Source organism: Streptomyces sp. NPDC093089, from assembly GCF_044754405.1.
Classification (GTDB): domain Bacteria; phylum Actinomycetota; class Actinomycetes; order Streptomycetales; family Streptomycetaceae; genus Streptomyces.
The window spans coordinates 189,111-211,404 of the sequence record NZ_JBIVPA010000004.1 but is presented as its reverse complement, the minus strand read 5'-3'; the positions used below and the strand labels follow the sequence as shown (position 1 = coordinate 211,404).

Here is a 22,294-nt window from a genome sequence, read left to right as displayed (position 1 = left end):
CGCGTCCGCTCAGCCTGGTACCAGAGTGTCTTTATCCTGGTAGTACGAGTACCTGGCAGCGGGCCGGCGGCCCCGGCACCCTGAAGGCGTGACGACAGCGATGACGGCGGCACCCGAGACCCGGCGGCACGAGCTCGCCGCCTTCCTGCGCAGCCGGCGCGAGCGCATCAGCCCCGAGCAGGTGGGCCTGCCCCGGGGCAGGCGCCGCCGCACGCCCGGGCTGCGGCGCGAGGAGGTCGCGCACCTCTCCGCCGTCGGCGTCACCTGGTACACCTGGCTGGAGCAGGCCCGGGACATCCAGGTCTCCCCGCAGGTCCTGGACGCGCTCGCCGGCGCGCTGCTCCTCGACCCGACCGAGCGGACCCACCTCTTCGCGCTCGCCGGACAGGCCGACCCGCATCCCGGCGCTCCCTCCCCGGCCGTCACGCCCGCGCTGCGGACGCTCCTGGAGCAGCTGGAGCCCGTGCCCGCCGCCGTCCAGAACAGCCGCTTCGACTTCCTCGCCCACAACCGGACCTTCGGGCACCTCTTCTGCGACCTGGACGCGCTGCCCCGCGAGGACCGCAACTCGCTCTGGCTGGCCTTCACGAACGAGGACTTCCGGGCCGCCGCCACCGACCTGCCGGACCTCCTGCCCATCCTGGCCGGCAAGTTCCGCGCCTCCATGGCCGAGCACCTGGCCGAGCCCGCCTGGAAGGAGCTCGTCCAGCGGCTCGAAGCGGCCTCGCCCGAGTTCCGGGAGATCTGGGCCCGGCACGACGTGGTCGCGCCGGGCGGCCGCACCAAGGTCATCCACAACGCCCACGTCGGGCTCCTCCGGTTCGAGCACACCAACCTCTGGCTCGGCCCGAACTCCGGCCCCCACCTCGTCGCGTACGTCCCCGTGGACGCCGAGACCCGCGCCGGGACCGCCCGCCTCCTGGACGTGGTCACCCGTGGGACGGAGCGTCCGGCGGCGGCGCGCCCGGCGCCGGTGGGAGCGGCCCCGCGTGGGTGAACCGGGACCGGTCGGCCGGGCTTCGCGCGGGTGAGCCGGCGCCGGTCGGCGGGGCCTCGCATGCGTGAGCCGGGACCGGTCGGGGGGCCCCGCGGCTGTGAGCTCGGCCATGCGCGGATAGTACGGCTAACTAAAGACCTGCGCGGTGCGCGACAATGGGGCGCATGACCGCGTTCTCCCCCCTCGCCATCGGGCCGCACATCGTGCAGCCGCCGGTGGTGCTCGCCCCGATGGCCGGCATCACCAACGCCCCCTTCCGTACCCTCTGCCGCGAGTTCAGCGGCGGCAAGGGGCTGTTCGTGAGCGAGATGATCACGACGCGGGCCCTGGTCGAGCGCAACGAGAAGACGATGCAGCTCATCCGGTTCGACGAGACCGAGAAGCCGCGCTCGATCCAGCTGTACGGGGTGGACCCGGTGACGGTCGGCAAGGCCGTGCGGATGATCGTCGACGAGGACCTCGCCGACCACATCGACCTGAACTTCGGCTGCCCGGTCCCCAAGGTGACGCGGAAGGGCGGCGGCTCGGCCCTGCCGTACAAGCGGCCGCTGCTGCGGGCGATCCTGCACGAGGCCGTGACCAACGCGGGCGACCTGCCGGTCACGATGAAGATGCGCAAGGGCATCGACGACGACCACATCACGTACCTCGACGCCGGCCGCATCGCGGTCGAGGAGGGCGTGACGGCGATCGCCCTGCACGGGCGGACGGCGGCCCAGCACTACGGCGGCACGGCGGACTGGGACGCCATCGCGCGCCTCAAGGAGCACGTGCCGGAGATCCCGGTGCTCGGCAACGGCGACATCTGGTCGGCGGACGACGCCCTGCGGATGATGCGGGAGACGGGCTGCGACGGCGTCGTCGTGGGCCGCGGATGCCTGGGCCGCCCGTGGCTCTTCGGGGACCTCGTGGCGGGCTTCGAGGGCACCGGCGAGTACGCCCAGCCGGGTCTGCGCGTCGTCGCGGACGCGATGGTGAAGCACGCGCGGCTGCTCGGCGAGTGGCTGGGCGACGAGGCACGCGGTGTCATCGACTTCCGCAAGCACGTGGCCTGGTACCTGAAGGGCTTCGCGGTGGGTTCGGAGATGCGCAAGAAGCTCGCCATCACCTCGTCCCTGGACGAACTGCGCGCTCAGTTGAGCGAGCTCGACCTGGACCAGCCGTGGCCGGTGGGTGCGGACGGCCCTCGGGGTCGTACGTCCGGAAACAACCGAGTCGTCCTGCCGGACGGCTGGTTGAAGGACCCGTACGACTGCGCCGGGGTGAGTGAGGACGCCGAGCTGGACACGTCCGGCGGCTGAGATCCGGCCTTTCCTGGGGAGTGATCCTCGCCACCCCTGAGGGGGGTGGCGCTCACATGAGCAGGTTACCGACGACTGTACCGCCTGAAGGGGTGGCACCCGGTGCCACCCCTTTTGCGTTCAAGTCTTGAACGCAAGTGCTCGATTGGACGCTCATGTGAGCGTGATTCCCGTGCTTTCGGTCGAACAGCCTTCGGGCGGTGAAAGCGGAATGTTTTGATCGGTAACTTTCGAAGTGCTGGCGGACGGGTGGTTAAGACCGGGTGTCCGCTAGGCGTACCTCCCCAGAAGCCTTCGATCTGGGTATGTTCCTCGCCGTCAGGGCAGCCAACCGAGTCGTCGAGGAGTCGAGACCCGTGTCGGGAAACATTGATCAGAAGTTCGTGTACGACTTCACCGAGGGCAACAGGGACCTGAAGGACCTGCTCGGTGGCAAGGGCGCCAACCTCGCCGAGATGACCAACCTCGGCCTGCCGGTGCCTCCGGGCTTCACGATCACCACCGAGGCGTGCAAGGTCTACCTCGAGAGCGGCTCGGAGCCGGTCGAGCTCCGCGACGAGGTGACCGCCCACCTCGACGCCCTCGAGCAGCAGATGGGCAAGAAGCTCGGCCAGGCCGACGACCCGCTGCTGGTCTCCGTCCGCTCGGGCGCGAAGTTCTCCATGCCGGGCATGATGGACACCGTCCTCAACATCGGCCTCTCCGACGCGTCCGTGGCCGGCCTCGCCCGCCAGGCCGACAACGAGCGCTTCGCGTGGGACTCGTACCGCCGCCTGATCCAGATGTTCGGCAAGACCGTCCTCGGCGTCGACGGCGAGCTCTTCGAGGAGGCCCTCGACGAGGCCAAGGCCGCGAAGAAGGTCGCCAGCGACACCGACCTGGACGCCGCCGACCTCAAGAAGGTCGTCAAGCACTTCAAGAAGATCGTGAAGGCCCAGACCGGCCGCGACTTCCCCCAGGACGCCCGCGAGCAGATGGACCTCGCCATCGAGGCCGTCTTCAACTCCTGGAACACCGACCGCGCCAAGCTGTACCGCCGCCAGGAGCGCATCCCCGGCGACCTCGGCACCGCCGTCAACGTCTGCTCGATGGTCTTCGGCAACCTCGGCCCCGACTCCGGCACCGGCGTCGCCTTCACCCGCGACCCCGCCTCCGGCCACGCCGGCGTCTACGGCGACTACCTGCAGAACGCGCAGGGCGAGGACGTCGTCGCCGGCATCCGCAACACCGTGCCGCTGGCCGACCTCGAGTCGATCGACAAGAAGTCGTACGACCAGCTCATGCACATCATGGAGACGCTGGAGACCCACTACAAGGATCTCTGCGACATCGAGTTCACCATCGAGCGCGGCCAGCTCTGGATGCTCCAGACCCGCGTCGGCAAGCGCACCGCCGGTGCCGCCTTCCGCATCGCCACGCAGCTCGTGGACCAGGGCCTGATCGACGAGGCCGAGGCGCTCCAGCGCGTCACCGGCGCCCAGCTCGCCCAGCTGATGTTCCCGAAGTTCGACGAGAACGCGAAGGTCGAGCAGATCGGGCGCGGCATCGCCGCCTCCCCGGGCGCGGCCGTCGGCAAGGCCGTCTTCGACTCGTACACCGCGGTCAAGTGGTCCCGCTCCGGCGAGAAGGTCATCCTGATCCGCCGCGAGACCAACCCGGACGACCTGGACGGCATGATCGCCGCCGAGGGCATCCTCACCTCCCGCGGCGGCAAGACCTCGCACGCCGCCGTCGTCGCCCGCGGCATGGGCAAGACCTGTGTCTGCGGCGCCGAGGAGCTCGAGGTCGACACCAAGCGCCGCCGGATGACCACGGCCGACGGCCAGGTCGTCGAGGAGGGCGACGTCGTCTCCATCGACGGCTCCACCGGCAAGGTCTACATCGGTGAGGTGCCCGTCGTACCGTCCCCGGTCGTCGAGTACTTCGAGGGCCGCATGCACGCCGGCGCCGACGACGCCGACGAGCTCGTCGCCGCCGTGCACCGGATCATGGCCTACGCGGACCGCGTCCGCCGGCTGCGCGTCCGCGCCAACGCCGACAACGCCGAGGACGCGCTGCGCGCCCGCCGCTTCGGCGCCCAGGGCATCGGCCTGTGCCGCACCGAGCACATGTTCCTCGGCGAGCGCCGCCAGTACGTCGAGCGCCTCATCCTGGCCGACACGGACGCCGAGCGCGAGGAGTCGCTGAAGGCGCTCCTGCCGCTGCAGAAGCAGGACTTCATCGAGCTCTTCGAGGCCATGGACGGGCTGCCCGTCACGGTCCGCCTGCTCGACCCGCCGCTGCACGAGTTCCTGCCCGACATCACCGAGCTCTCGGTGCGCGTCGCCCTCGCCGAGTCCCGCAAGGAGCCGCACGAGAACGACCTGCGCCTGCTCCAGGCCGTGCACCGGCTGCACGAGCAGAACCCGATGCTGGGTCTGCGCGGCGTCCGCCTCGGCCTGGTCATCCCCGGCCTGTTCACCATGCAGGTCCGGGCGATCGCCGAGGCCGCGGCCCAGCGCATCGACGCCAAGGGCGACCCGCGCGTCGAGATCATGATCCCGCTCGTCGGCACCGTCCAGGAGCTGGAGATCGTCCGCGAGGAGGCCGAGCAGGTCATCGCCGAGGTCCGGGCGCAGACCGGCGTCGAGCTCAAGCTCGCGCTCGGCACCATGATCGAGCTGCCGCGCGCCGCCGTGACCGCCGGTCAGATCGCCGAGGCCGCGGAGTTCTTCTCCTTCGGCACCAACGACCTGACCCAGACGGTCTGGGGCTTCTCCCGCGACGACGTGGAGGCCTCGTTCTTCACCGCGTACCTGGAGAAGGGCATCTTCGGCGTCAGCCCCTTCGAGACCATCGACAAGGACGGCGTCGGCGCCCTCGTGCGCAGCGCCGTGCAGGCCGGCCGGGCCACCCGCCCCGACATCAAGCTCGGTGTCTGCGGCGAGCACGGCGGCGACCCGGAGTCGGTGCACTTCTTCCACGAGGTCGGCCTCGACTACGTCTCCTGCTCGCCCTTCCGGATCCCGGTGGCGCGCCTGGAGGCGGGCCGCGCGGCCGCCGAGGCGAAGGGCAGCGACAGCCGCTGAGCCGTGCTGAACGGAGGTTCAGCAGCGGCCACCGAGTCCTGCTGAACCGGCGTTCAGGAGTGGCGGTCGGGCCCTCCTGAACCCCGGTTCAGCAGCGGAAACCGGTGAACCACCGGGGTCGCCGCCGGTCATTCTTCGACCCTCACCGGCGGGCGGCGGTTCCGGAATCACAGGGACGGGGCGGACACCTTTGTGCGGAGGTGTCCGTCCCGTCGTCTTTCGTCCCGCTCATTTCGTGCGGCCGTCGATCAGATGTGAGTTCCTGTTCAATTGCGGCCGATTGAATTATTGGCTATTGAACTTTTCTGTTCCGTGCCGCAAAGAACGGTTCGGGCGCGACCTCCGGATCCCCACCCGGAGGCCGCGCCCTTTACCGATGCCGGGCAGGTGAGCCGCAACCCTCGCCGACCGCCGCCAGACGCGCAAAGCCCCCCACGGTCTTCGACACGTCACCTCGGTCCTGAAGGTTTCCTGCCCGACCCGTACAGCTTTTCGGTTCCCCCCTGATCGCCGCGATGCCTTTCAACTGTGGCTGAAACACCCTGGTAACGTGCAGTGATGCTGTGCATACTCGTTGTCGGGGGTGGTTGCGAGTGCACAGGTGGGGACGTCATGCTGCGGATTCATTTCACCGGAAACGACTTGGCGGGGGTGAGGACCGCTGCCCGGCCCGATGTTCTGTGGGAAACGATTCTCAGCTTTCACCGTTTAAGAGACCGGCGCGGACCCGTGGTCTACGGGGAATGGCGCTCGGAAACCCGGATGAGGCTCGGCGGTGAGACCCGGCTCCTCGCCGCGCTGGTCCCCAGCCGCGGCTATTTTCCGGACTTCCTGACGCCCGCCGAGGGCGTCAGCGGCCTCGACGAAGGCCTTCAGGCGATCCGCGCGACCGACACCGGACGGCTCCGCGGCGAGCTCTCGCTGCTCGCCGCCGACCGCTCCGGCGGCCGGACCGTGCCCCATTCGCTGCGCGCCCTCGCCGACGGCGGGGCGGAGCCCTTCGACCGGCTCGTCGGCGCGCTGCGCGGCTACCACCGCGCCGCCGTGGAGCCGTACTGGCCGCACATCCGCGCCCAGGTCGAGGCCGACCGGGCCCGGCGCGGCCGCGCGCTGCTCGACGGCGGGGCGGACGAACTCCTCGCCTCGCTGCCGCCGATGCTGCGCTGGCGCGCGCCCGTCCTGGAGGCCGACTACCCGGTCGACCGGGACGTCCACCTCGACGGGCGGGGGCTGCTGCTCCAGCCCTCGTACTTCTGCCGGGGAACCCCGGTCGTGCTGCGCGACCCCGCGCTGCCGCCGGTCCTCGTCTACCCCGTCACCCACGGCGAGGCGCCGACCGTCCGCGCGCCCGGCGGCTCCTCGCTCGCCAAGCTGGTCGGCCAGACCCGCTCGGCGGTCCTGCACGCCATCGGCGACGGCGGGACGACGAGCGAGCTGGCCCGCCGGGCCGGGGTCTCCCTCGCCTCGGCGAGCCAGCACGCGGGCGTCCTGCGGGAGGCCGGGCTCATCGCGACCCTCCGCAACGGCAACGCGGTCCTGCACACCCTGACGCCGCTGGGCGCCGCCCTCCTCGGCGGCGCCCAGCGGACGGTCGACCTGCGCTGCCACCAGGGCGGTTACGCCCGGAACGGGCCCTTGACCTCGTAGGTGATGCCGCCCGACGAGCTGCCGCTCGTGCCGCGCTGGCTGGAGAAGTACAGCCGCGTGCCGTCGGGGGAGAAGGCCGGTCCGGTGATCTCGGACGAGGACTGGCCGGTGATCCGCAGGAACGGCGCCACGACGTCGTCCGGGGTGATGAGGCAGATCTCCATGTTGCCGCCGTCCTCGGCGACGTACAGGTCGCCGGAGGACGAGCCGGTGATGTTGTCGACGCCGGTCAGCGGGGCGCCGCCGCCGACCACCAGCGAGTCGTCGTAGGCCAGCTCGTACGTGCCGGCGGCGAGGTTCACCTGCCAGACGCGGTTGTCGCCCTTGGTGGTGAACCACACGGTGTCGTCCGCGTAGTGGCAGCCCTCGCCGCCGTTGAAGCGCTTGGCGCCGGAGACCTGGTTGCGGGTGGTGGTCGGCGAGCCGTCCGGGTCCGGGACGTTCTGCCAGGTGAAGGTGCCGGAGGTGGCCGTGCCCGCCTTGAAGACCTGGAGCGTGCCGGAGGACAGGTTGCCCCAGGTGGTGGGGACGAACCGGTAGAAGCAGCCGTCCGACTCGTCCTCGGTCAGGTAGACGACCTGGCGCACCGGGTCGGCCGCCGCGGCCTCGTGCTTGAACCGGCCCATCGCGTCCCGGCGGGTCGCGGTGCCGCCCCACGGGTTCGTCTCGTAGACGTAGCCGAGCGACACCTCCTCGCAGGACAGCCAGGTGTTCCACGGGGTCTTGCCGCCGGCACAGTTCTGCCGGGTGTTGGAGAGGATGCGGTACGCGCCGGTGATCGCGCCGGCGGAGTCGAACCGCACCGCGCTCGCGCCGCCGCTCGGGTTGATCTCCGAGTTGGAGACGTAGATCCACCCGGTGCCGTCGGCGAAGCAGGCGCCGCCGTCGGGGGCGCTGTGCCAGGCGTACGAGGTGCCGGTCACGGTCTGCCCGGACCGCGCGATCACCCGGCTGGTGAAGCCGGCCGGCAGCTGGATGCCGTTCGCGTCCGCCGCGCCGAGGGCCCCGTACGGGCCCGCTCCCGGCTGGGCCGGTGCGGCGAACGCCGCACTCTGCCACAGGCTGCCGCCGAAGGCCGCCGCCGACGTGCCGATGACCGCTCCGCGCAGAAAACTGCGTCGCTCCACGTCTCACTCCCGAGAAGGATGGTGAACCGCCCCGCCATGCCGGTCGGCGACGGGGTCGCGCGCTTGAGGAACCTAGGAGCGCCGCATGGCCGGGGCAGCAACACGCGATGAAGCGGAAGCGGCGGATGCCGGGACCTTCGGCGGCGGGCGGGGGCGAGGCCTCCGGCGGGCGGGAGCGGCGGGCGGGGGCGAGGCCTCCGGCGGGCGGGAGCGGCGGGCGGGGGCCAGGCCTCCGGCGGGCGGGACCTTCGGCACTGGGGGAGCCCTTCGGCACTGGGGGAGCGGCGAGGGGCGGGGGACACTGGACGGCATGCGTGCCACCCGGGACATCAGCGACCGTCACGACATCGACGTGGTGCTGCGCCGCTTCTACGGCGCGGCCTTCGCCGATCCGCTCATCGGGCCGTTCTTCACCGAGATCGCGGGGACGGACCTGGAGGTCCACCTGCCGAGGATCGGCGACTTCTGGGAGCGGGCGCTGCTGCGGAGCGCGGAGTACGGGCGGGACGCGTTCGCCCCGCACGCGGCCCTGCACTCGGCGCGCCCGCTGACGGCCGCGCACTTCGGGCGCTGGGTGCAGCTGTGGCACGCGACGGTGGACGGACTGCACCGGGGACCGCTGGCCGAGCGGGCGAAGGGGCAGGGGGAGCGGATCGCCGTCGCGATGCTGCGGCGGCTGGCCGGGCCGGCGGCGGCGACCGGCGGCGGGGGCGGCGGGTTCGTACCGCTGGCGGCCCTCCGACTGCGGTCGGCCGCCTGAGCGAAAAGAATTTCTCCGGGGAGCGATGAGTTTCGAGGGGCGAGCCCGTCTTACCTCTCGACAGCACCGCACGACGGAAGAGAGAGCCCCATGGCACCGCAGATGATCTTCGTGAACCTGCCCGTCAAGAGCGCCGACGCGAGCAAGGCCTTCTTCGAGAAGCTCGGCTTCTCCTCGAACCCGCAGTTCAGCGACGAGACCACCGCCTGCGTGGTCTTCAGCGACACGATCTTCACGATGCTCCTCGAAGAGCCCAAGTTCACCGCCTTCCTCGCGCCCGGCAAGGAGATCTCCGACGCGACCAGGACCACCGAGGTCCTGGTCACGCTGAGCGCCGAGAGCCGCGAGGAGGTCGACCGGCTGGCCGACGCCGCCCTCGCCGCCGGCGGCGGCCCGGCGAAGGACCCGATGGACCTCGGCCACATGTACGGCCGCTCCTTCACCGACCTGGACGGCCACCACTGGGAGGTCTTCTGGATGGACCCGGCGGCCGTCCAGGGCTGAGCCCCCGGCGCCGTACGCGGCACGGCCGCCCGGCACCGGGCGGCCGGGGCGCCCTCGTCCTCAGGCCGAGACGCCGCCGTCGACGACCAGGTCCGTGCCGACGGCGGAGGCCGCGTCGTCCGAGGCGAGGTAGAGCACCGCCGCCGCCACCTCGGCGGCGGACGAGATGCGGCCCAGCGGCGACTGCTCCTTCATGCGGACCTCGCGCTCGGCCTCGGACTCGCCGGGCAGCAGCGACATCGTGGACTCCGAGGCGCCGGGGCTGACCGCGTTGATGCGGACCCCGTCGGCGATGTGGTCCAGGGCGGCGGCCCGGGTGATCGCGGAGACGGCCGCCTTGGAGACCTGGTAGCCGAAGACGCCGGGGATCCGGACGTGCGGGCCCAGGTTGGACGCGATGTTCACGATCGCCCCGCCGCCGTGCGCCCGCATGTGCGCCACCTCGGCCTGGAGGGCGTGCAGCACCCCCGTCACGTTGATGTCGAGCAGCGTCTTCCAGTCCTCCAGTGGGAAGTCCGCGGCGCTGTGGCCGCCCCGGAAGACGCCCGCGTTGTTCACGGCGACGTCCAGGCCTCCGAAGAGCTCGACCGCGCGGCGGACGAGGTCGCGGGTCGACGCGGCGCTCGCCACGTCGGCGGTGACCGCGGCCGCGGTGCCGCCGGCGGCCTCGATCAGGGCGACCGTCCCGTCGAGCGGTTCGGCCGTGCGGCCGGCGACGACGACCTTCGCGCCCTCGGCGGCGAAGGCGAGCGCGATGGCCCGGCCGAGTCCGGAACCGGCGCCGGTGACGAGGACGGTGCGGCCGGTGAAGCGTGCGGACATGGGTGACTCCTCTGTGGATGCGGTTGCTTGGTTGTGGACGCGGTCACTCGGCGTGGTGCGTGCGAGCGGCGAGGGCGGTGGGGGCGGCCAGGGCCGCGAACAGGGCGGCCGCGGCCGCCAGCGACACCGCGTCGCCGCCGAGGGTGAGCAGGACGGCGAAGAGCACGGTCGGCCCGAGCTCCATCGCCGTGTTCAGGACGCCGCCGGCGAGCCCCGCGCGGTGCGCCGGAACCCTTTCGGTGGCGAGGACGGCGGCGCCCGCGAAGGACAGCGCGCCGCCGGCCGGGAGCAGGAGCAGGCCGGGCAGCAGCCCGTACGCGTACGGCACGGAGGTCTCGAAGCCGGTCGCGGCGAGCAGCCCGAGCCCGGCGCCGGCCGTGCCGAGCCCCGCACCGGTCACGAGCCCGGGGCCGTACCGTCCGATCAGCGGGCCCGCGAGCCGGCCCGCGCCGAGCAGCGCGACCGCGAAGGGCACGAAGGCGGCGGAGGTGGACAGGGCGGACCAGCCGCGCTGCTGCTGGAGCGCGAGCGAGAGCAGGACGAACACCGTGGCCGTCCCGGCCGCCGTGAGCCCGATCGCCGCGAGGCCCAGGGCGCGGCGGCCGTCGCGCAGGAAGTCCGGCGGCAGCAGCGGGTCGGCGGTCCGCCGCTCGACGGCCCCGAAGGCGGCGAGCAGGACGAGCCCGGTGAGCAGCGGCACGAGGACCGGGGCGGATCCCCAGGGGTGGGTGTCGGTGAGCACGAGCCCGTGGCTGGCGAGCGTGATCCCGGCGGTGGCGAGCAGCGCGCCGGGCAGGTCGAGGGACCGGCCCGCGCCGGGCGGGGTGGCGGGCAGCAGGCGCGGGGCGAGGAGGAGGGCGGCGAGGGTGACGGCGACGGGGACCGTGAAGGTCGCGCGCCAGGAGGCGGCGGCCGCGATCACCCCGGAGAGGAGGTTCCCGGCGGTGGCGCCGAGGACGGAGAGGCCGCCCCAGGTGGCCATCGCCCGTCCGTACGCGGCCGGTTCGGGGAACAGCGCCCGCAGCACGGCCATCGCGGCCGGGGCGACCAGCGCCGCGCCGACGCCCTGGCCGAACCGGGCGGCGAGCAGCGTCTCGTATCCGGGGGCGAGCGGGGCGGCGGCGGAGGCCGCGCCGAAGAGCAGCAGTCCGGCGGTGAGGGCCCGGCGTCCGCCGAAGCGGTCGGCGAGCCGGCCGCCGAGGAGGAGCAGTCCGGCGAAGGTGAGTCCGTACGCGGCGCTCAGCAGGATCAGTTCGGCGCGGTCGAGCCGGAACTCGGCGCCGATGCGGGGCAGGGGCACGGCGAGGGAGGCGAGCGTGAAGACGAGCGTCGCCTGCACGCCGCCGAGGAGCAGGAAACCGGGTCGGGTGGGCCGGTGGGACGTGCCTTCCCGGACCGCCCGTACCTCTGCCGTCGTCGTCATGCCCGTGTCCCCCTGTAGTGAACTTGACCGTACGTTCCAATATGGGCGCCGAGGAAAGGGCGCCCGTCGGGGCGCCCCGTTCCTCAGTCCAGCAGTTCCAGTGCCTGCTCCGCCGCGTCCCTGACCCGGCCCGGGTCGCTCGACGCCTTGCCGACCACCCGGATGCCCTGCAGCAGCACGAGCAGCATCCGGGCGAGGGCCCGCGGGTCGCGGTCGGCCGGGAGCTCGCCCCCGGCGCGGGCCCGGGCGAGCGCCCCGTGCAGGAGCGTCTCGACCTGCTCCCAGCTGAGCTCGACCCGGCGGGCGACGGCCGCGTCGTGCGGCCCCAGCTCCGCCGCCGAGTTGGTGACGAAACAGCCGTTCAGGCGCTCGTCGTCGGCCGCCGCCTCGGCGGCGAACCGGCGGACGAGCGCACGCACGGCCGGCAGGGCCGGACCCGGCGCGGACAGCTCCTCGACGATCCGGGGGTCCCGTGTCTCCAGATAGCGGTCCATCGTCCTCAGGTACAGCTCGTGCTTGTTCCCGAAGGTCGCGTAGAGGCTCGCGCGGCCGATCCCGAGGTGCTCCACGAGGTCCGACATCGTCGTCGCCTCGTAGCCGCGCGCCCAGAACAGTTCGAGGGCTGCCTGGAGCGCGGCGTCCGGATCGAATTCCTTGGTCCTGGCCACGCGTCGACCGTACGGCGTTCCGAGACGATCGGTCAAGGTTTTCTGGAACGATCGGTCAAGCCTGATCGAGTCGGGGCCGGATCGAGCCGGATCGAGCCGGGGGCCGGGCGGGCCGGACCGAGCCCGCCCACCCCGGACCGGGCTGTACCGAGCCGGACCGGGCTAGACCGAGCGGATCGGGTAGACCGCCACCGCGACCTCGTCGTCGTCCAGGCAGCGGCCCGTCTCCAGGTCGAAGCGCTGCTTCAGGAGCGGCGAGGCCACGAACGGCCGGCCGTCCGCCGAGCCCACGAGCCCCCGGGCCAGCACCTGCGCCCCCGTGAACGGATCGCGGTTGTCGATCGCGTACGCCCGCCCCGCCCGGTCGCGGAACACCGCGGCCTGCCGGCCGTCCGGGAGGAGCGCCGCCATGCCCCGGCCCGGGGTCAGCCGGGCCTCCTCGCACACCGTCATCCAGGCGTCCGGGGCGGGGGAGAGTTCGAGCACCGTCGCGGTGTCCGCGGAGTGTTCGGTGAGGGTCGTCATCAGGAGGAAGCCCCTTCCAGCGTGGTGATCGTCGGTCCGAGCGTCAGGACCGTGAGGTCCGGCTTGATCTGGTCGCGCTCCGGCACGAACCGGACCGACGGGTCCGGGGCGTCCGGGGCGTTCACGAAGGAGACGAAGCGCCGCAGCCGGTCCGGGTCGTCCAGGGTCTGCGCCCACTCGTCCTGGTAGCCCTCGACGTGCGCCGCCATCAGCGCCTCCAGCTCGTCGCAGAGGCCGAGCGAGTCGTGCACCACCACGTCCTTCAGGTGGTCGAGCCCGCCCTCCAGGCGCTCCAGCCAGGTCGACGTCCGCTCAAGGCGGTCCGCCGTCCGGATGTAGAACATCAGGAACCGGTCGATGAGCCGGACCAGTTCGGCGTCCGACAGGTCCTGCGCGAGCAGGTCCGCGTGGCGCGGGGTCGCGCCGCCGTTCCCGCCGACGTACAGGTTCCAGCCGTTCGCCGTCGCGATGACGCCGAAGTCCTTCGACTGGGCCTCCGCGCACTCGCGGGCGCAGCCGGAGACCGCCGACTTGAGCTTGTGCGGGGAGCGCAGCCCCCGGTAGCGCAGCTCCAGCTGGATCGCGGTCTTCACCGAGTCCTGGACGCCGTAGCGGCACCAGGTCTGCCCGACGCAGGACTTCACCGTGCGCAGCGACTTGCCGTACGCGTGCCCCGACTCGAAGCCCGCGTCCACGAGGCGCGTCCAGATCGACGGGAGCTGGTCCACCCGCGCGCCGAAGAGGTCGATCCGCTGGCCGCCGGTGATCTTCGTGTAGAGCCCGAAGTCCCGCGCCACCTCGCCGATCACGATCAGCTTCTCCGGGGTGATCTCACCGCCGGGGATGCGCGGCACGACCGAGTACGAGCCGTTGCGCTGCATGTTCGCGAGGAAGTGGTCGTTGGTGTCCTGGAGGGAGGCCTGCTCGCCGTCCAGGATGTAGCCGTCGATGCCGAGCACGGGGGCGAGGGAGGCCAGGATCGAGCCGACGGTCGGCTTGCAGACCTCGCAGCCGTCCCCGCCCTTCGCCCCGTCCCGCCCGTGCGAGTCGAGCAGCGCCGCGAAGGAGGTCACCCGCAGGGTGCGGGCGATCTCGTACAGCTCGCTGCGGGTGTAGGAGAAGCAGCCGCAGAGCCCCTTGTCCTTGGCCGCCGGCAGCAGCTTCTCGATCACCTTCACACAACTGCCGCAGCCCGTGCCGGCCTTGGTGCACTTCTTCACCTCGGCCAGCGAGGAGCACTGGCCGATCGCGTGCTTCGTGACGTTGTGGCAGGAGCAGATCACCGCGTCGTCCGGCAGCGCCGACGGGCCGAGCGCCACCGGAGCGCCCGCGCCCGCCGGGAGCACCAGCTGTTCGGGGGAGACGGGCGGCACCGTGCCGGTGAGCGGCCGCAGCAGCCCGTACTGCTCGGCGTCGCCGACCAGGACACCGCCGAGCAGCACGCCCTCGCCGGAGATCACCAGCTTCTTGTAGACGCCCGAGCGGGAGTCCGAGTAGACGACGTCGAGGCAGCCCTCGGCCGTGCCGTGCGCGTCGCCGAACGAGGCCACGTCCACGCCGAGCAGCTTCAGCTTCGTCGACATGTCGGCGCCGGTGAAGCCGTCCACCGTCTCGTCGGCGATGGCCGACGCCGCCGTCTGCGCCATCTCGTAGCCCGGCGCCACCAGGCCGTACACCCGGCCGTCCGAGGCCAGGGCGCACTCGCCGATCGCGAAGACCGCCGGGTCGGACGTGCGGCACAGCTCGTCGACCGCGATGCCGCCGCGCTCGCCGACCGTGAGGCCGCAGTCGCGGGCCAGCTGGTCGCGGGGCCGGACGCCCGCCGAGAACACCACCATGTCCGTGGCCAGTTCGGAGCCGTCCGAGAGCTTCATCCCGGTCACGGCGCCGTCGGTCGTCACGACCTCCTGCGTGCCCGTGCCCGTGTGGACGGTCAGGCCCATCTTCTCGATGGTGCGGAGCAGGGCCGCGCCGCCGCCCTCGTCGACCTGCACCGGCATCAGCCGCGGAGCGAACTCCACGACGTGCGTGTCGAGTCCGAGGCCCTTCAGGGCGCCCGCCGCCTCCAGGCCGAGCAGACCGCCGCCGACGACCGCGCCGGTCGTCGCCGTCTTCGCGTACTCCTCGATCGCGAGCAGGTCCTCGATCGTGCGGTAGACGAAGCAGCCGCGGGCGTCCTTGCCGGGGACCGGGGGCACGAAGGGGTACGAGCCGGTGGCGAGCACCAGCGAGTCGTAGGCGAAGACCTGCCCGGAACGGGCGGTGACCGTGCGGGCCTCCCGGTCCACCGACTCGGCCGGGTCGCCCACGTACAGCTCGATGCCGTGCTTCTCCATGAAGCCGGCCTCGACCATCGACAGGTCGTCGGGCGTCCTGCCCGAGAAGTACGAGGTCAGCTGCACGCGGTCGTACGCGGGGCGCGGCTCCTCGCAGAGCACCACGATCCGGGCCCGCTCGGTGACGCCACGGTCGGCGAGCGCCTCCAGGAACCGCTGGCCGACCATTCCGTGGCCGACCAGGACGATCGTCGGGGTGTGCGCGGTCATGTCAGCGCTCATGTCAGGAGCCTCCGTCGTGGGTGAGCAGGTGGAGCAGGGGGGCGTCGGGAAGGGCTTCGTCGCCCTCCCACGCCTGGGCGAGCGAGCCGACCGCGGCCAGATCGCCGAGGAGGACGCCCCCGACGAGCCGGTCACCGCGGACGACGACCTTGCGGTAGGCGCTGCGCGTGGCGTCGGTCAGCTGGACGACGTCGTCGCCCGGCCGGGCCGTGACCTCGCCGAACGCGGCGAGGTCCAGCGGCTGCGCACCGCCGAGGGTGAGACGGGTGAGGGCGCGGGTGCCGGTGTAGCGGGCGCCCGGCAGCTCGGCCGTGAGCAGGTCCGCCAGCACGTCGGCCTGTTCGACCGCCGGGCCGGCGAGGCCGTAGTTCCGGCCCGCGTGCTCGGCGCAGTCGCCGATCGCGTGGATGTACGGGTCGGAGGTGCGGAGCTCGTCGTCGACGACGACGCCGGTGGCGACGTCGAGCCCCGCCTCGCGGGCGAGGGCGACGCGGGGCCGCACCCCGCAGGCGAGGACGACGACCTGGGCGTCGAGCACGAAGCCGTCGGCGATCTCGACGGCCGTGACGGCCCCGTCGCGCTGCCGCAGGCCGCTCACGCGGCACTCGGTGTGCACCTCGACGCCGAGGGACTCGACGTGCTCGCGGAGCAGGACCGAGGCGTGGGCGTCGAGTTGGCGTTCCATCAGGCGCTCGCCCTGCTGGGTCAGGACCACCTCGGCGCCGAGCGAGGCCAGCGCCCGCGCCGCCGAGACCCCGAGGAGCCCTCCGCCGATGACCACCGCCCGCACGCCGGGCCGGACCACGGAGCGCAGCTCCAGGCAGTCGTCGAGGGTGCGGAACGGGTGGACGCCGTCCGGCAGGGCCGCCCCGCGCAGGCCGCGCAGCGGCGGCAGCACCGGGTTGGAGCCGGTGGCGAGGACCAGCCGGTCGTAGCCGACGAGGGAGCCGTCCGCGCACTCCACCGTGCGGGCCGCCCGGTCGATCCGCACCGCCCGCACCCCGAGCCGGGCCGGCTCGCGGGCCTCGGGCAGGGCGATGACCTCGGGGGCGTACCGCCCGGCGAGGACATCGGCGAGCAGCACCCTGTTGTACGGTGCGTGCGACTCCTCGCCGAGGAGGGTGACGGGCAGGCGCTGGGCGAGCCGGGCGCCCGCCGTTCCGCCCCCGACCACCACGATCCGTGTACTCATACCCGGAAGAGTGCGCGGCCGGTGTTACCCGACGGCATCCCGACTGTTTCCCGTACGGAACGCTGATCTCAGCCACCGCCCCGGCGCGCTGTGAGGGCCCCGGAGGATTAACCGGCGATCAGCCTCGACTCAAGCCCGCCTTAAGGATCGGGGGGAGCGGACCGAGCCGCGGATTCCCGTATACGGGCGGCCCTAGGGTGCCGGATGTGACCATCGAGGCCCGCCCCCACCCCCTCTACGTACCCCTCCGCGCCGAGCCGTCCCCCGCGGCCGCGGCCGCCCGGGGACCGGAGCCGACCCGGCTGCCTCCCCCCGCCCCGCCCGCGCACCCCACCGCTGCCGTGCCCCCCGTCCCGCCCGTGCCCCCCGTCCCGCCCGCGCACCCCGCCCCTGCCGCGCACCCCGCCCCGGCGCCGCGGCTCGCCCCCGCCGCGCACCCCGCCCCCGCCCCCGCGCCGCGGCTCGCCCCCGAGCGGCTGCGGAACGGGATCGTCGCCGGGGCGGGGGCCCTCGGCCTGCTCTGGGGAGTCCAGGCCCGGCCGTCCGCCCGGCTCGACGCGTTCTTCGCGACCGGCGCCCACCTCACCGGCCTCCTCGCCGGCTACGGCGTCCTCGTCCTCCTCCTGCTCATGGCCCGGATCCCGGCCGTCGAGCACGGCGTCGGCGCCGACCGGCTCGCCCGCTGGCACGCGGTCGGCGGCCGGTACACCCTCGGCCTGATCGGCGCCCACGCGCTCCTCGCGCTCTGCGGATACGCCGTCCACACCCGTACCGACCTCGTCACCGCCACCGGGGACCTCCTCTCCTACGGGGCCATCGCCACCGCCACCGCGGGCACCGCCCTGTTCGTCGCCGTCGGCGTCACCTCCGCCCGGGCCGTACGGAGCAGGGTCCGGCACGAGACCTGGCGGGCGATCCACCTGAGCGCCCTCCTCGCCGCCGCGCTCGGCTTCGTCCACCAGCTCGCGGGACCCGACCTCGCCGGCGGACTCGCCACCCGCTGGCTGTGGTCGATGGCCCACGCCACCGTCGCCGTCCTCCTCCTCTGGTACCGGCTCGTCGTCCCCGTCCGGGCCGCGTTCCGCCACGAACTGCGGGTCGCCGAGGTCCGCGACGAGGGACCCGGCGTCGTCTCCGTCCTCGTCCGGGGCAGGGGAGTGGCCCGGCTGTGCGCCGAACCCGGCCAGTTCTTCCGCTGGCGCTTCCTGCGGCGCGGCCTCTGGGCGACCGCCCTCCCCTTCTCCCTCTCCGCCCCCGTCCGCGACGACACCCTGCGCATCACCGTCAAGGCCCTCGGCGACCACACCCGCCGCATCCGCCGGCTCCGCCCCGGCACCCGCGTCCTCGCCGCGGGTCCGTTCGGCGCGCTCACCGCCCACCGCCGCACCCGCCGCAAGGTCCTCCTGCTCGCCGGCGGCGTCGGCGTCACCCCGCTGCGCGCCCTCTTCGAGACGCTGCCCGGCGGGCCCGGCGACGTCACCCTCCTCTACCGCGCCTCCGACGAGGCCGGCCTCGTCCTGCGCGCCGAACTGGAGGCCATCGCCCGCGAACGGCAGGCCGCCCTGCACTTCCTGCTCGGCCCCTCGGACGGCGCCTTCGACCCCCTCGCACCCCGCGCGCTGCGCGACCTGGTGCCCGAAATCGCCGCCCACGACGTGTACCTGTGCGGCCCGCCCGGGATGTCCCGGGCCGCGACCGACTCCCTGCTCCGGGCCGGCGTACCGGCCTCCCGCATCCACAGCGAGGACTTCGACCATGGCTAGACACAGCGCGCCGCACCCCTCCGCCGAGCTCGTCCGCCGACGGCTCGCCGCGGCCCTCCTCGGCACCGGAGCACTCGCCGCGACCCTGCTCACGGCGGTCGTCACACCGGCCGCCCCGCCGGCCCCGGACCGGGAGCCGGGCGCGGCAACCTCAGAGTTGGCTCAACGATGAGGTGATCAATGGACGGGGCAACGATCTCCTCCGTAGGGTCACGGCCATGCCCGAGATATCGCTGACCACCCTTGTCCTGCTCTGCCTCGCCGCGCTCGTGGCGGGCTGGATCGACGCCGTGGTGGGCGGCGGCGGGCTGCTCCAGCTGCCCGCCCTGCTGCTCGGTCTGCCGCACGTCGCGGCCGCGCACATCCTCGGCACCAACAAGGCCGTCTCGATCGTCGGCACCACCGGGGCCGCCGTCACCTACCTCCGCAAGGCGCCCGTCCAGGTGGGGACGGCGGTGCGGATCGGACTCGCGGCCCTCGTCGGCTCCATGTGCGGCGCGTTCTTCGCGGCCGGCATCAGCAGCGAGGTCCTGCGCCCGGTGATCATGGTGGTGCTGCTCGCGGTCGCGGCCTTCGTGATGCTGCGGCCGTCCTTCGGCGTGAAGCCCGAGGGGGAGGACCGGGCACCGCTGACCCGGGCCAGGATCGTCACCGCGATCGTGGTCGTCGGCGGCGGCATCGGCTTCTACGACGGCCTGTTCGGCCCCGGCACCGGCACCTTCCTCGTCCTCGCGCTCACCGCCGTGCTCCACCTGGACCTGGTGACCGCCTCCGCCACCTCCAAGATCGTCAACGTCTGCACCAACGCGGGCGCGCTCGCCATGTTCGCCCACCAGGGCAGCGTGTACTGGCGGCTCGCCGCCGTCATGGCGGTCTTCAACCTGGCGGGCGGCATGCTCGGGGCCCGGATGGCGCTGAGCAAGGGCGCCGAGTTCGTCCGCGGCGTGCTGATCGTCGTGGTCTTCTCGCTGGTCGCGAAGCTCGCCTTCGACCAGTGGGCGTGACCGCCCGCTACCTGACGCCGATGAGGTGGCCGAAGGCGACCACGTTGCCCTGGTAGCCGTTCTTCTCCGAGAAGCCGCCCCCGCAGGTGATCACCCGGATCTCGGCCCGGTCGGCCTCGTCGTACACCTTCCGGTCCGGGAAGTGCTCGTTGTCGTACACCTCGACCGCGTCGACCGTGAAGACGGCGGTACGGCCGTCCTGCCGGTCCACCTCGATCCGGTGCCCCTTCTTCAGCGCGCCCAGCGTGTAGAACACGGCGGGACCGTCGGCGTTGTCGACGTGGCCCGCGACGATCGCGGTCCCCTTCGCCCCGGGCGCGGTGCCGTCCCCGTACCAGCCGGCCAGGTTCCGGTTCCCGGCCGGCGGCACGTCGAGCGCGCCGTTCGCACCGAGGCCCAGCCGCATCATCGGGGTGTCCACGTCGGTCTCCGGGATGCGCAGCCGGACCGGCGCCGACGGCGGCAGCGGATCGGCGGCCGCGTCCGTGTGCACGCTCGGCCCGGCGGCGAAGGCCTGGGCGGCGGACGGCACGGGCGGGGTGACGCCCTCCGAGCCGTTCTGGACGAGCCAGATCCCGACGCAGGCGGCCACGGCTATGCCCCAGCCCTTGCTCCTGTTGCTCACCTCGGTCCCCTCGGTCGGTTCACGGATGTGGCCCTGCCCCCGCCGGGCCGTCTCCGGCACGCGGCGGGGGCAGGACGGGCGGTCGTCTCAGTGCCCCTGCGCGCCGCTCGCCCGGCGGCGCAGGAGCCAGACACCGCCGACGGCAGCCGCGGCCAGCACCGCCGCGCCCGCCGTGACCTGGGCGGTGTCGGGGCCCACACTGCCCCCGACACCGGTCTGTACGTGCCCGCTCGGACTCCGGTGCTTCACGTTCATCTCGCCCCGGGCGGTCCTGCCGTTGTCGCAGGCCACGCTGATCCAGTGGGTGCCGGGTTTGGCGTGCTCCGGCACGTGGAACTGCCCGACCACGACGTCCTTGTGCGTGCTCGGATTCAGCTGGAACTCGCCCGCGCCGAGCGAGTTCGCGTCCCCGACCCCGTGCCCGTTCTTGCCGCAGGCGAGGGTGTTGACGGTGACGGTGGTGCCGGGCGAGGCGGACGACGGGAAGATCTCCAGCGACTCGGATTTCTCGTTGTTCGCGTACGCCCCCGGGGCGGCGAACGCCCCGAGCGCGACGACCGTCAGCGCGGTACCGGTGAGCAGGCGGGCAGTGGTGCGCATGGGGATCCTCCGGGGCGCGCGAGCGGTCATGCCGGGCGGTCCTCCCGGGAGGGACATCCCGGAATCGACCTTCTGTGACCGAGGTAAAGGCCGCGCCGCGCCCCCCGCCTGCTGATGGTGCATCAGGATTGGGCCGTCCGATACGGAGTGTCGACTGGATCCTCGACGTTTCCGCAGGTCAGAACGGGTTACAGGGCACCGTCCGACAGTCCGTGCCGAACGGGTGACCCGGCTGTCCCGAGCGCCTCCCCCTCCACGGACCCGTACGCCGCGTGCACCCGCCGCATCAGCTCCCCGTCCACCGGGAACGTGGTCCCGTCGATCGCGGTGACGGCGGCGATCGTCCTGGAATTGGTCACGAAGGCGGCGCGGAAGCCGGGGAGGTCGGCGAGGGTCACCGGGCGGCGGACCGACTCCAGGCGGGCTTCGAGGAGCGCCATGGTGATGCCCTCCAGGCAGGGCGCCGACGGCCACACCACCGAAGTGCCGTCCCAGAAGGCGATGTTGGTGACGGCACCCTCGGCGACCTCGCCGTACGGGGAGGTCAGCAGGGCCTCGTCGAAGCCGGCGCGCACGGCCGCCTCGCGGTGGTAGCTCTGGCCGAAGCCGCCGAGGTGCTTGATGTGCGGCGCGGGGCGCCAGTACTCGGCGGTGGCCAGCCGCTGCGGGGCGCCGAGGCCGTCCGGGGCGGGGGCGGCGACGGTCACCGCGACGCGGACGCCCGGGTACACGTACACCCGCAGGGAGGCGTCCCGCCGCCCGGCCGCCTCCAGGGCTCCGGCGGCCAGGGCCCGGACCTCGTCGCCGTCCAGCCCCCGGCCGAAGAGCTCCCGGGTCGAGCGGTCGAGGCGGGCGAGGTGGAGGCCGAGCCCCTTCACGCGGCCGTCCCGCACCTGCATGGCCGTGAAATGGCCGAAGCCGGTCATGACGGCGGCCAGCAGCTCCGGGTCGGCCGCCGGGGCGCCGTCGATCTCGATGTACGGGGGAGGCGTGGTCATGCCCTCACCGTACGGGCCGGGGAAGGGCCCCTCGGAGTGCCCCGGAAGCGGCGCTTGACCTCAACCAAACTCGAGGTACCACGATCATCCGCATGGACCTCACGAACTCCACCTCGCCCGCCGCCCCTTCGACCCCCCTGAGCCTCGCCCTGATCGTCGCCAGCGACCGCGAAGGCCGCTTCGGGCCGGTCGTCGCCGACTGGTTCCGCTCCCGCCTCGCCGGACGCGAGGACTTCGCCGCCACCGTCGTCGACCTCGCCGAGGTCGACCTCCCGACCTCCCTCTCCCACGACCCGTCGCCGGCCGTCCGGGCCGAACTCGCCAAGGTCTCCCCGGTCCTGGCCGACGCCGACGCCTTCGTCGTCCTCACCCCCGAGTACAACCACTCCTTCCCCGCGTCCCTCAAGAACCTCATCGACCGGCACTACACCGAATGGCAGGCCAAGCCCGTCGGCTTCGTCTCCTACGGCGGCGTCTCCGGCGGCCTGCGCGCCGTCGAACAACTCCGCCAGGTCTTCGCCGAGATGCACGCCGTCACCGTCCGCGACACCGTCTCCTTCCACAACGCCCACGGGCGGTTCGACCAGGACGGCCGCCTCCAGGACCCCGCCGCGGCCGAAGGCGCGGCCAAGGTGCTCCTCGACCAGCTCGGCTGGTGGGGACGCGCCCTGAAGGACGCCAAGTCCGTCCGCCCGTACGGCTCGTGAGGACC

General features: G+C 73.0%; 20 protein-coding genes. 10 read left to right on the top strand and 10 right to left on the bottom strand.

Going from position 1 to position 22,294, the window contains the following annotated elements:
• Positions 1-100 precede the first annotated feature (100 nt).
• The 4 genes from ACIQFX_RS10970 (at position 101) to ACIQFX_RS10955 (ending at position 7,013) form a co-directional block, all read left to right on the top strand.
• Entirely contained in the window at positions 101-997 is an 897-nt protein-coding gene (locus ACIQFX_RS10970; protein WP_402461570.1) for a helix-turn-helix domain-containing protein, read from the top strand.
• A 164-nt stretch (positions 998-1,161) separates the two neighbouring features.
• Positions 1,162-2,298: a tRNA dihydrouridine synthase DusB gene (gene dusB / locus ACIQFX_RS10965; RefSeq protein WP_402460997.1), complete on the top strand. Its 1,137-nt coding sequence runs from the start codon at positions 1,162-1,164 to the stop codon at positions 2,296-2,298.
• Between the two features lie 356 nt (positions 2,299-2,654).
• Positions 2,655-5,366 (top strand): pyruvate, phosphate dikinase, encoded by a 2,712-nt coding sequence (gene ppdK, locus ACIQFX_RS10960; RefSeq protein WP_402460995.1) that lies wholly within the window; start codon positions 2,655-2,657, stop codon positions 5,364-5,366.
• A 612-nt stretch (positions 5,367-5,978) separates the two neighbouring features.
• On the top strand, positions 5,979-7,013 hold the full coding sequence (locus ACIQFX_RS10955; protein ID WP_402460993.1) for a helix-turn-helix domain-containing protein: 1,035 nt from the start codon (positions 5,979-5,981) through the stop codon (positions 7,011-7,013).
• On the opposite strand, the gene ACIQFX_RS10950 is transcribed toward ACIQFX_RS10955, so the two are convergent.
• A complete protein-coding gene (locus tag ACIQFX_RS10950) occupies positions 6,983-8,140 on the bottom strand; it encodes an alkaline phosphatase PhoX (protein ID WP_402460992.1) in 1,158 nt (385 codons plus the stop codon). The two genes, ACIQFX_RS10955 and ACIQFX_RS10950, sit on opposite strands and share 31 nt — an antisense overlap.
• Before the next feature lie 310 nt (positions 8,141-8,450).
• On the opposite strand from ACIQFX_RS10950, the gene ACIQFX_RS10945 reads away from it, so the two are divergent.
• Together ACIQFX_RS10945 and ACIQFX_RS10940 are read left to right on the top strand one after the other, a co-directional pair.
• Positions 8,451-8,900: a group III truncated hemoglobin gene (locus ACIQFX_RS10945; RefSeq protein ID WP_402460990.1), complete on the top strand. Its 450-nt coding sequence runs from the start codon at positions 8,451-8,453 to the stop codon at positions 8,898-8,900.
• Between the two features lie 90 nt (positions 8,901-8,990).
• On the top strand, positions 8,991-9,404 hold the full coding sequence (locus tag ACIQFX_RS10940; protein WP_402460988.1) for a VOC family protein: 414 nt from the start codon (positions 8,991-8,993) through the stop codon (positions 9,402-9,404).
• Positions 9,405-9,464: 60 nt separating this feature from the next.
• On the opposite strand, the gene ACIQFX_RS10935 is transcribed toward ACIQFX_RS10940, so the two are convergent.
• The 6 genes from ACIQFX_RS10935 to ACIQFX_RS10910 form a co-directional block, all read right to left on the bottom strand.
• The gene (locus tag ACIQFX_RS10935; RefSeq protein WP_402460987.1) at positions 9,465-10,226 is read right to left on the bottom strand and encodes an SDR family NAD(P)-dependent oxidoreductase; all 762 of its coding nucleotides are present in this window, start codon (positions 10,224-10,226) and stop codon (positions 9,465-9,467) included.
• Positions 10,227-10,269: 43 nt separating this feature from the next.
• Complete coding sequence (locus ACIQFX_RS10930; protein WP_402460985.1) at positions 10,270-11,649, bottom strand: MFS transporter; 1,380 nt, start codon at positions 11,647-11,649, stop codon at positions 10,270-10,272.
• A gap of 83 nt (positions 11,650-11,732) precedes the next feature.
• Positions 11,733-12,317 carry a TetR/AcrR family transcriptional regulator gene (locus tag ACIQFX_RS10925; protein WP_402460983.1) on the bottom strand — a complete coding sequence of 195 codons (585 nt, stop codon included), beginning with the start codon at positions 12,315-12,317 and terminating at the stop codon, positions 11,733-11,735.
• Positions 12,318-12,479: 162 nt separating this feature from the next.
• Positions 12,480-12,842: a nitrite reductase small subunit NirD gene (gene nirD, locus ACIQFX_RS10920; protein WP_402460981.1), complete on the bottom strand. Its 363-nt coding sequence runs from the start codon at positions 12,840-12,842 to the stop codon at positions 12,480-12,482.
• Entirely contained in the window at positions 12,842-15,400 is a 2,559-nt protein-coding gene (nirB, locus tag ACIQFX_RS10915; RefSeq protein ID WP_402460979.1) for a nitrite reductase large subunit NirB, read from the bottom strand. The genes nirD and nirB overlap by 1 nt, the downstream gene beginning before the upstream one ends.
• 1 nt (position 15,401) lies before the next feature.
• Positions 15,402-16,592, bottom strand: a complete 1,191-nt coding sequence (locus ACIQFX_RS10910) for an NAD(P)/FAD-dependent oxidoreductase (protein ID WP_402460978.1) — start codon at positions 16,590-16,592, stop codon at positions 15,402-15,404.
• A 206-nt stretch (positions 16,593-16,798) separates the two neighbouring features.
• On the opposite strand from ACIQFX_RS10910, the gene ACIQFX_RS10905 reads away from it, so the two are divergent.
• Genes ACIQFX_RS10905 through ACIQFX_RS10895 form a run of 3 tightly spaced genes read left to right on the top strand, consistent with a single transcriptional unit; the run spans position 16,799 to position 19,359 of the window.
• Positions 16,799-18,355, top strand: coding sequence for a ferric reductase-like transmembrane domain-containing protein (locus tag ACIQFX_RS10905; protein WP_402460976.1), 1,557 nt, complete (start codon positions 16,799-16,801; stop codon positions 18,353-18,355).
• Positions 18,348-18,527, top strand: a complete 180-nt coding sequence (locus tag ACIQFX_RS10900) for a hypothetical protein (protein ID WP_402460974.1) — start codon at positions 18,348-18,350, stop codon at positions 18,525-18,527. The genes ACIQFX_RS10905 and ACIQFX_RS10900 overlap by 8 nt, the downstream gene beginning before the upstream one ends.
• A gap of 46 nt (positions 18,528-18,573) precedes the next feature.
• Complete coding sequence (locus tag ACIQFX_RS10895) at positions 18,574-19,359, top strand: sulfite exporter TauE/SafE family protein (protein ID WP_402460973.1); 786 nt, start codon at positions 18,574-18,576, stop codon at positions 19,357-19,359.
• A 7-nt stretch (positions 19,360-19,366) separates the two neighbouring features.
• On the opposite strand, the gene ACIQFX_RS10890 is transcribed toward ACIQFX_RS10895, so the two are convergent.
• From ACIQFX_RS10890 to ACIQFX_RS10880, 3 genes are all read right to left on the bottom strand, one after another.
• A complete protein-coding gene (locus ACIQFX_RS10890) occupies positions 19,367-19,984 on the bottom strand; it encodes a class F sortase (RefSeq protein WP_402460971.1) in 618 nt (205 codons plus the stop codon).
• Positions 19,985-20,071: 87 nt separating this feature from the next.
• Positions 20,072-20,584, bottom strand: a complete 513-nt coding sequence (locus ACIQFX_RS10885; protein ID WP_402460969.1) for a hypothetical protein — start codon at positions 20,582-20,584, stop codon at positions 20,072-20,074.
• Between the two features lie 188 nt (positions 20,585-20,772).
• Complete coding sequence (locus tag ACIQFX_RS10880; RefSeq protein ID WP_402460967.1) at positions 20,773-21,582, bottom strand: aminotransferase class IV; 810 nt, start codon at positions 21,580-21,582, stop codon at positions 20,773-20,775.
• A 92-nt stretch (positions 21,583-21,674) separates the two neighbouring features.
• On the opposite strand from ACIQFX_RS10880, the gene ACIQFX_RS10875 reads away from it, so the two are divergent.
• Positions 21,675-22,289: an NADPH-dependent FMN reductase gene (locus tag ACIQFX_RS10875; protein WP_402460965.1), complete on the top strand. Its 615-nt coding sequence runs from the start codon at positions 21,675-21,677 to the stop codon at positions 22,287-22,289.
• Positions 22,290-22,294: the final 5 nt, after the last annotated feature.

Excerpts from the sequence above, each read along its gene's own strand:
- ACIQFX_RS10970 (WP_402461570.1), top strand. The coding sequence starts at position 101 with ATGACGGCGGCACCCGAGACCCGGCGGCACGAGCTCGCCGCCTTCCTG.
- nirD (WP_402460981.1), bottom strand. The coding sequence starts at position 12,842 with ATGACGACCCTCACCGAACACTCCGCGGACACCGCGACGGTGCTCGAA.
- ACIQFX_RS10955 (WP_402460993.1), top strand. The coding sequence starts at position 5,979 with ATGCTGCGGATTCATTTCACCGGAAACGACTTGGCGGGGGTGAGGACC.
- ACIQFX_RS10880 (WP_402460967.1), bottom strand. The coding sequence starts at position 21,582 with ATGACCACGCCTCCCCCGTACATCGAGATCGACGGCGCCCCGGCGGCC.
- ACIQFX_RS10935 (WP_402460987.1), bottom strand. The coding sequence starts at position 10,226 with ATGTCCGCACGCTTCACCGGCCGCACCGTCCTCGTCACCGGCGCCGGT.
- ACIQFX_RS10875 (WP_402460965.1), top strand. The coding sequence starts at position 21,675 with ATGGACCTCACGAACTCCACCTCGCCCGCCGCCCCTTCGACCCCCCTG.
- ACIQFX_RS10930 (WP_402460985.1), bottom strand. The coding sequence starts at position 11,649 with ATGACGACGACGGCAGAGGTACGGGCGGTCCGGGAAGGCACGTCCCAC.
- ACIQFX_RS10895 (WP_402460973.1), top strand. The coding sequence starts at position 18,574 with ATGCCCGAGATATCGCTGACCACCCTTGTCCTGCTCTGCCTCGCCGCG.
- nirB (WP_402460979.1), bottom strand. The coding sequence starts at position 15,400 with ATGAGCGCTGACATGACCGCGCACACCCCGACGATCGTCCTGGTCGGC.
- dusB (WP_402460997.1), top strand. The coding sequence starts at position 1,162 with ATGACCGCGTTCTCCCCCCTCGCCATCGGGCCGCACATCGTGCAGCCG.
- ACIQFX_RS10900 (WP_402460974.1), top strand. The coding sequence starts at position 18,348 with ATGGCTAGACACAGCGCGCCGCACCCCTCCGCCGAGCTCGTCCGCCGA.
- ACIQFX_RS10945 (WP_402460990.1), top strand. The coding sequence starts at position 8,451 with ATGCGTGCCACCCGGGACATCAGCGACCGTCACGACATCGACGTGGTG.
- ACIQFX_RS10940 (WP_402460988.1), top strand. The coding sequence starts at position 8,991 with ATGGCACCGCAGATGATCTTCGTGAACCTGCCCGTCAAGAGCGCCGAC.
- ACIQFX_RS10885 (WP_402460969.1), bottom strand. The coding sequence starts at position 20,584 with ATGCGCACCACTGCCCGCCTGCTCACCGGTACCGCGCTGACGGTCGTC.
- ACIQFX_RS10910 (WP_402460978.1), bottom strand. The coding sequence starts at position 16,592 with ATGAGTACACGGATCGTGGTGGTCGGGGGCGGAACGGCGGGCGCCCGG.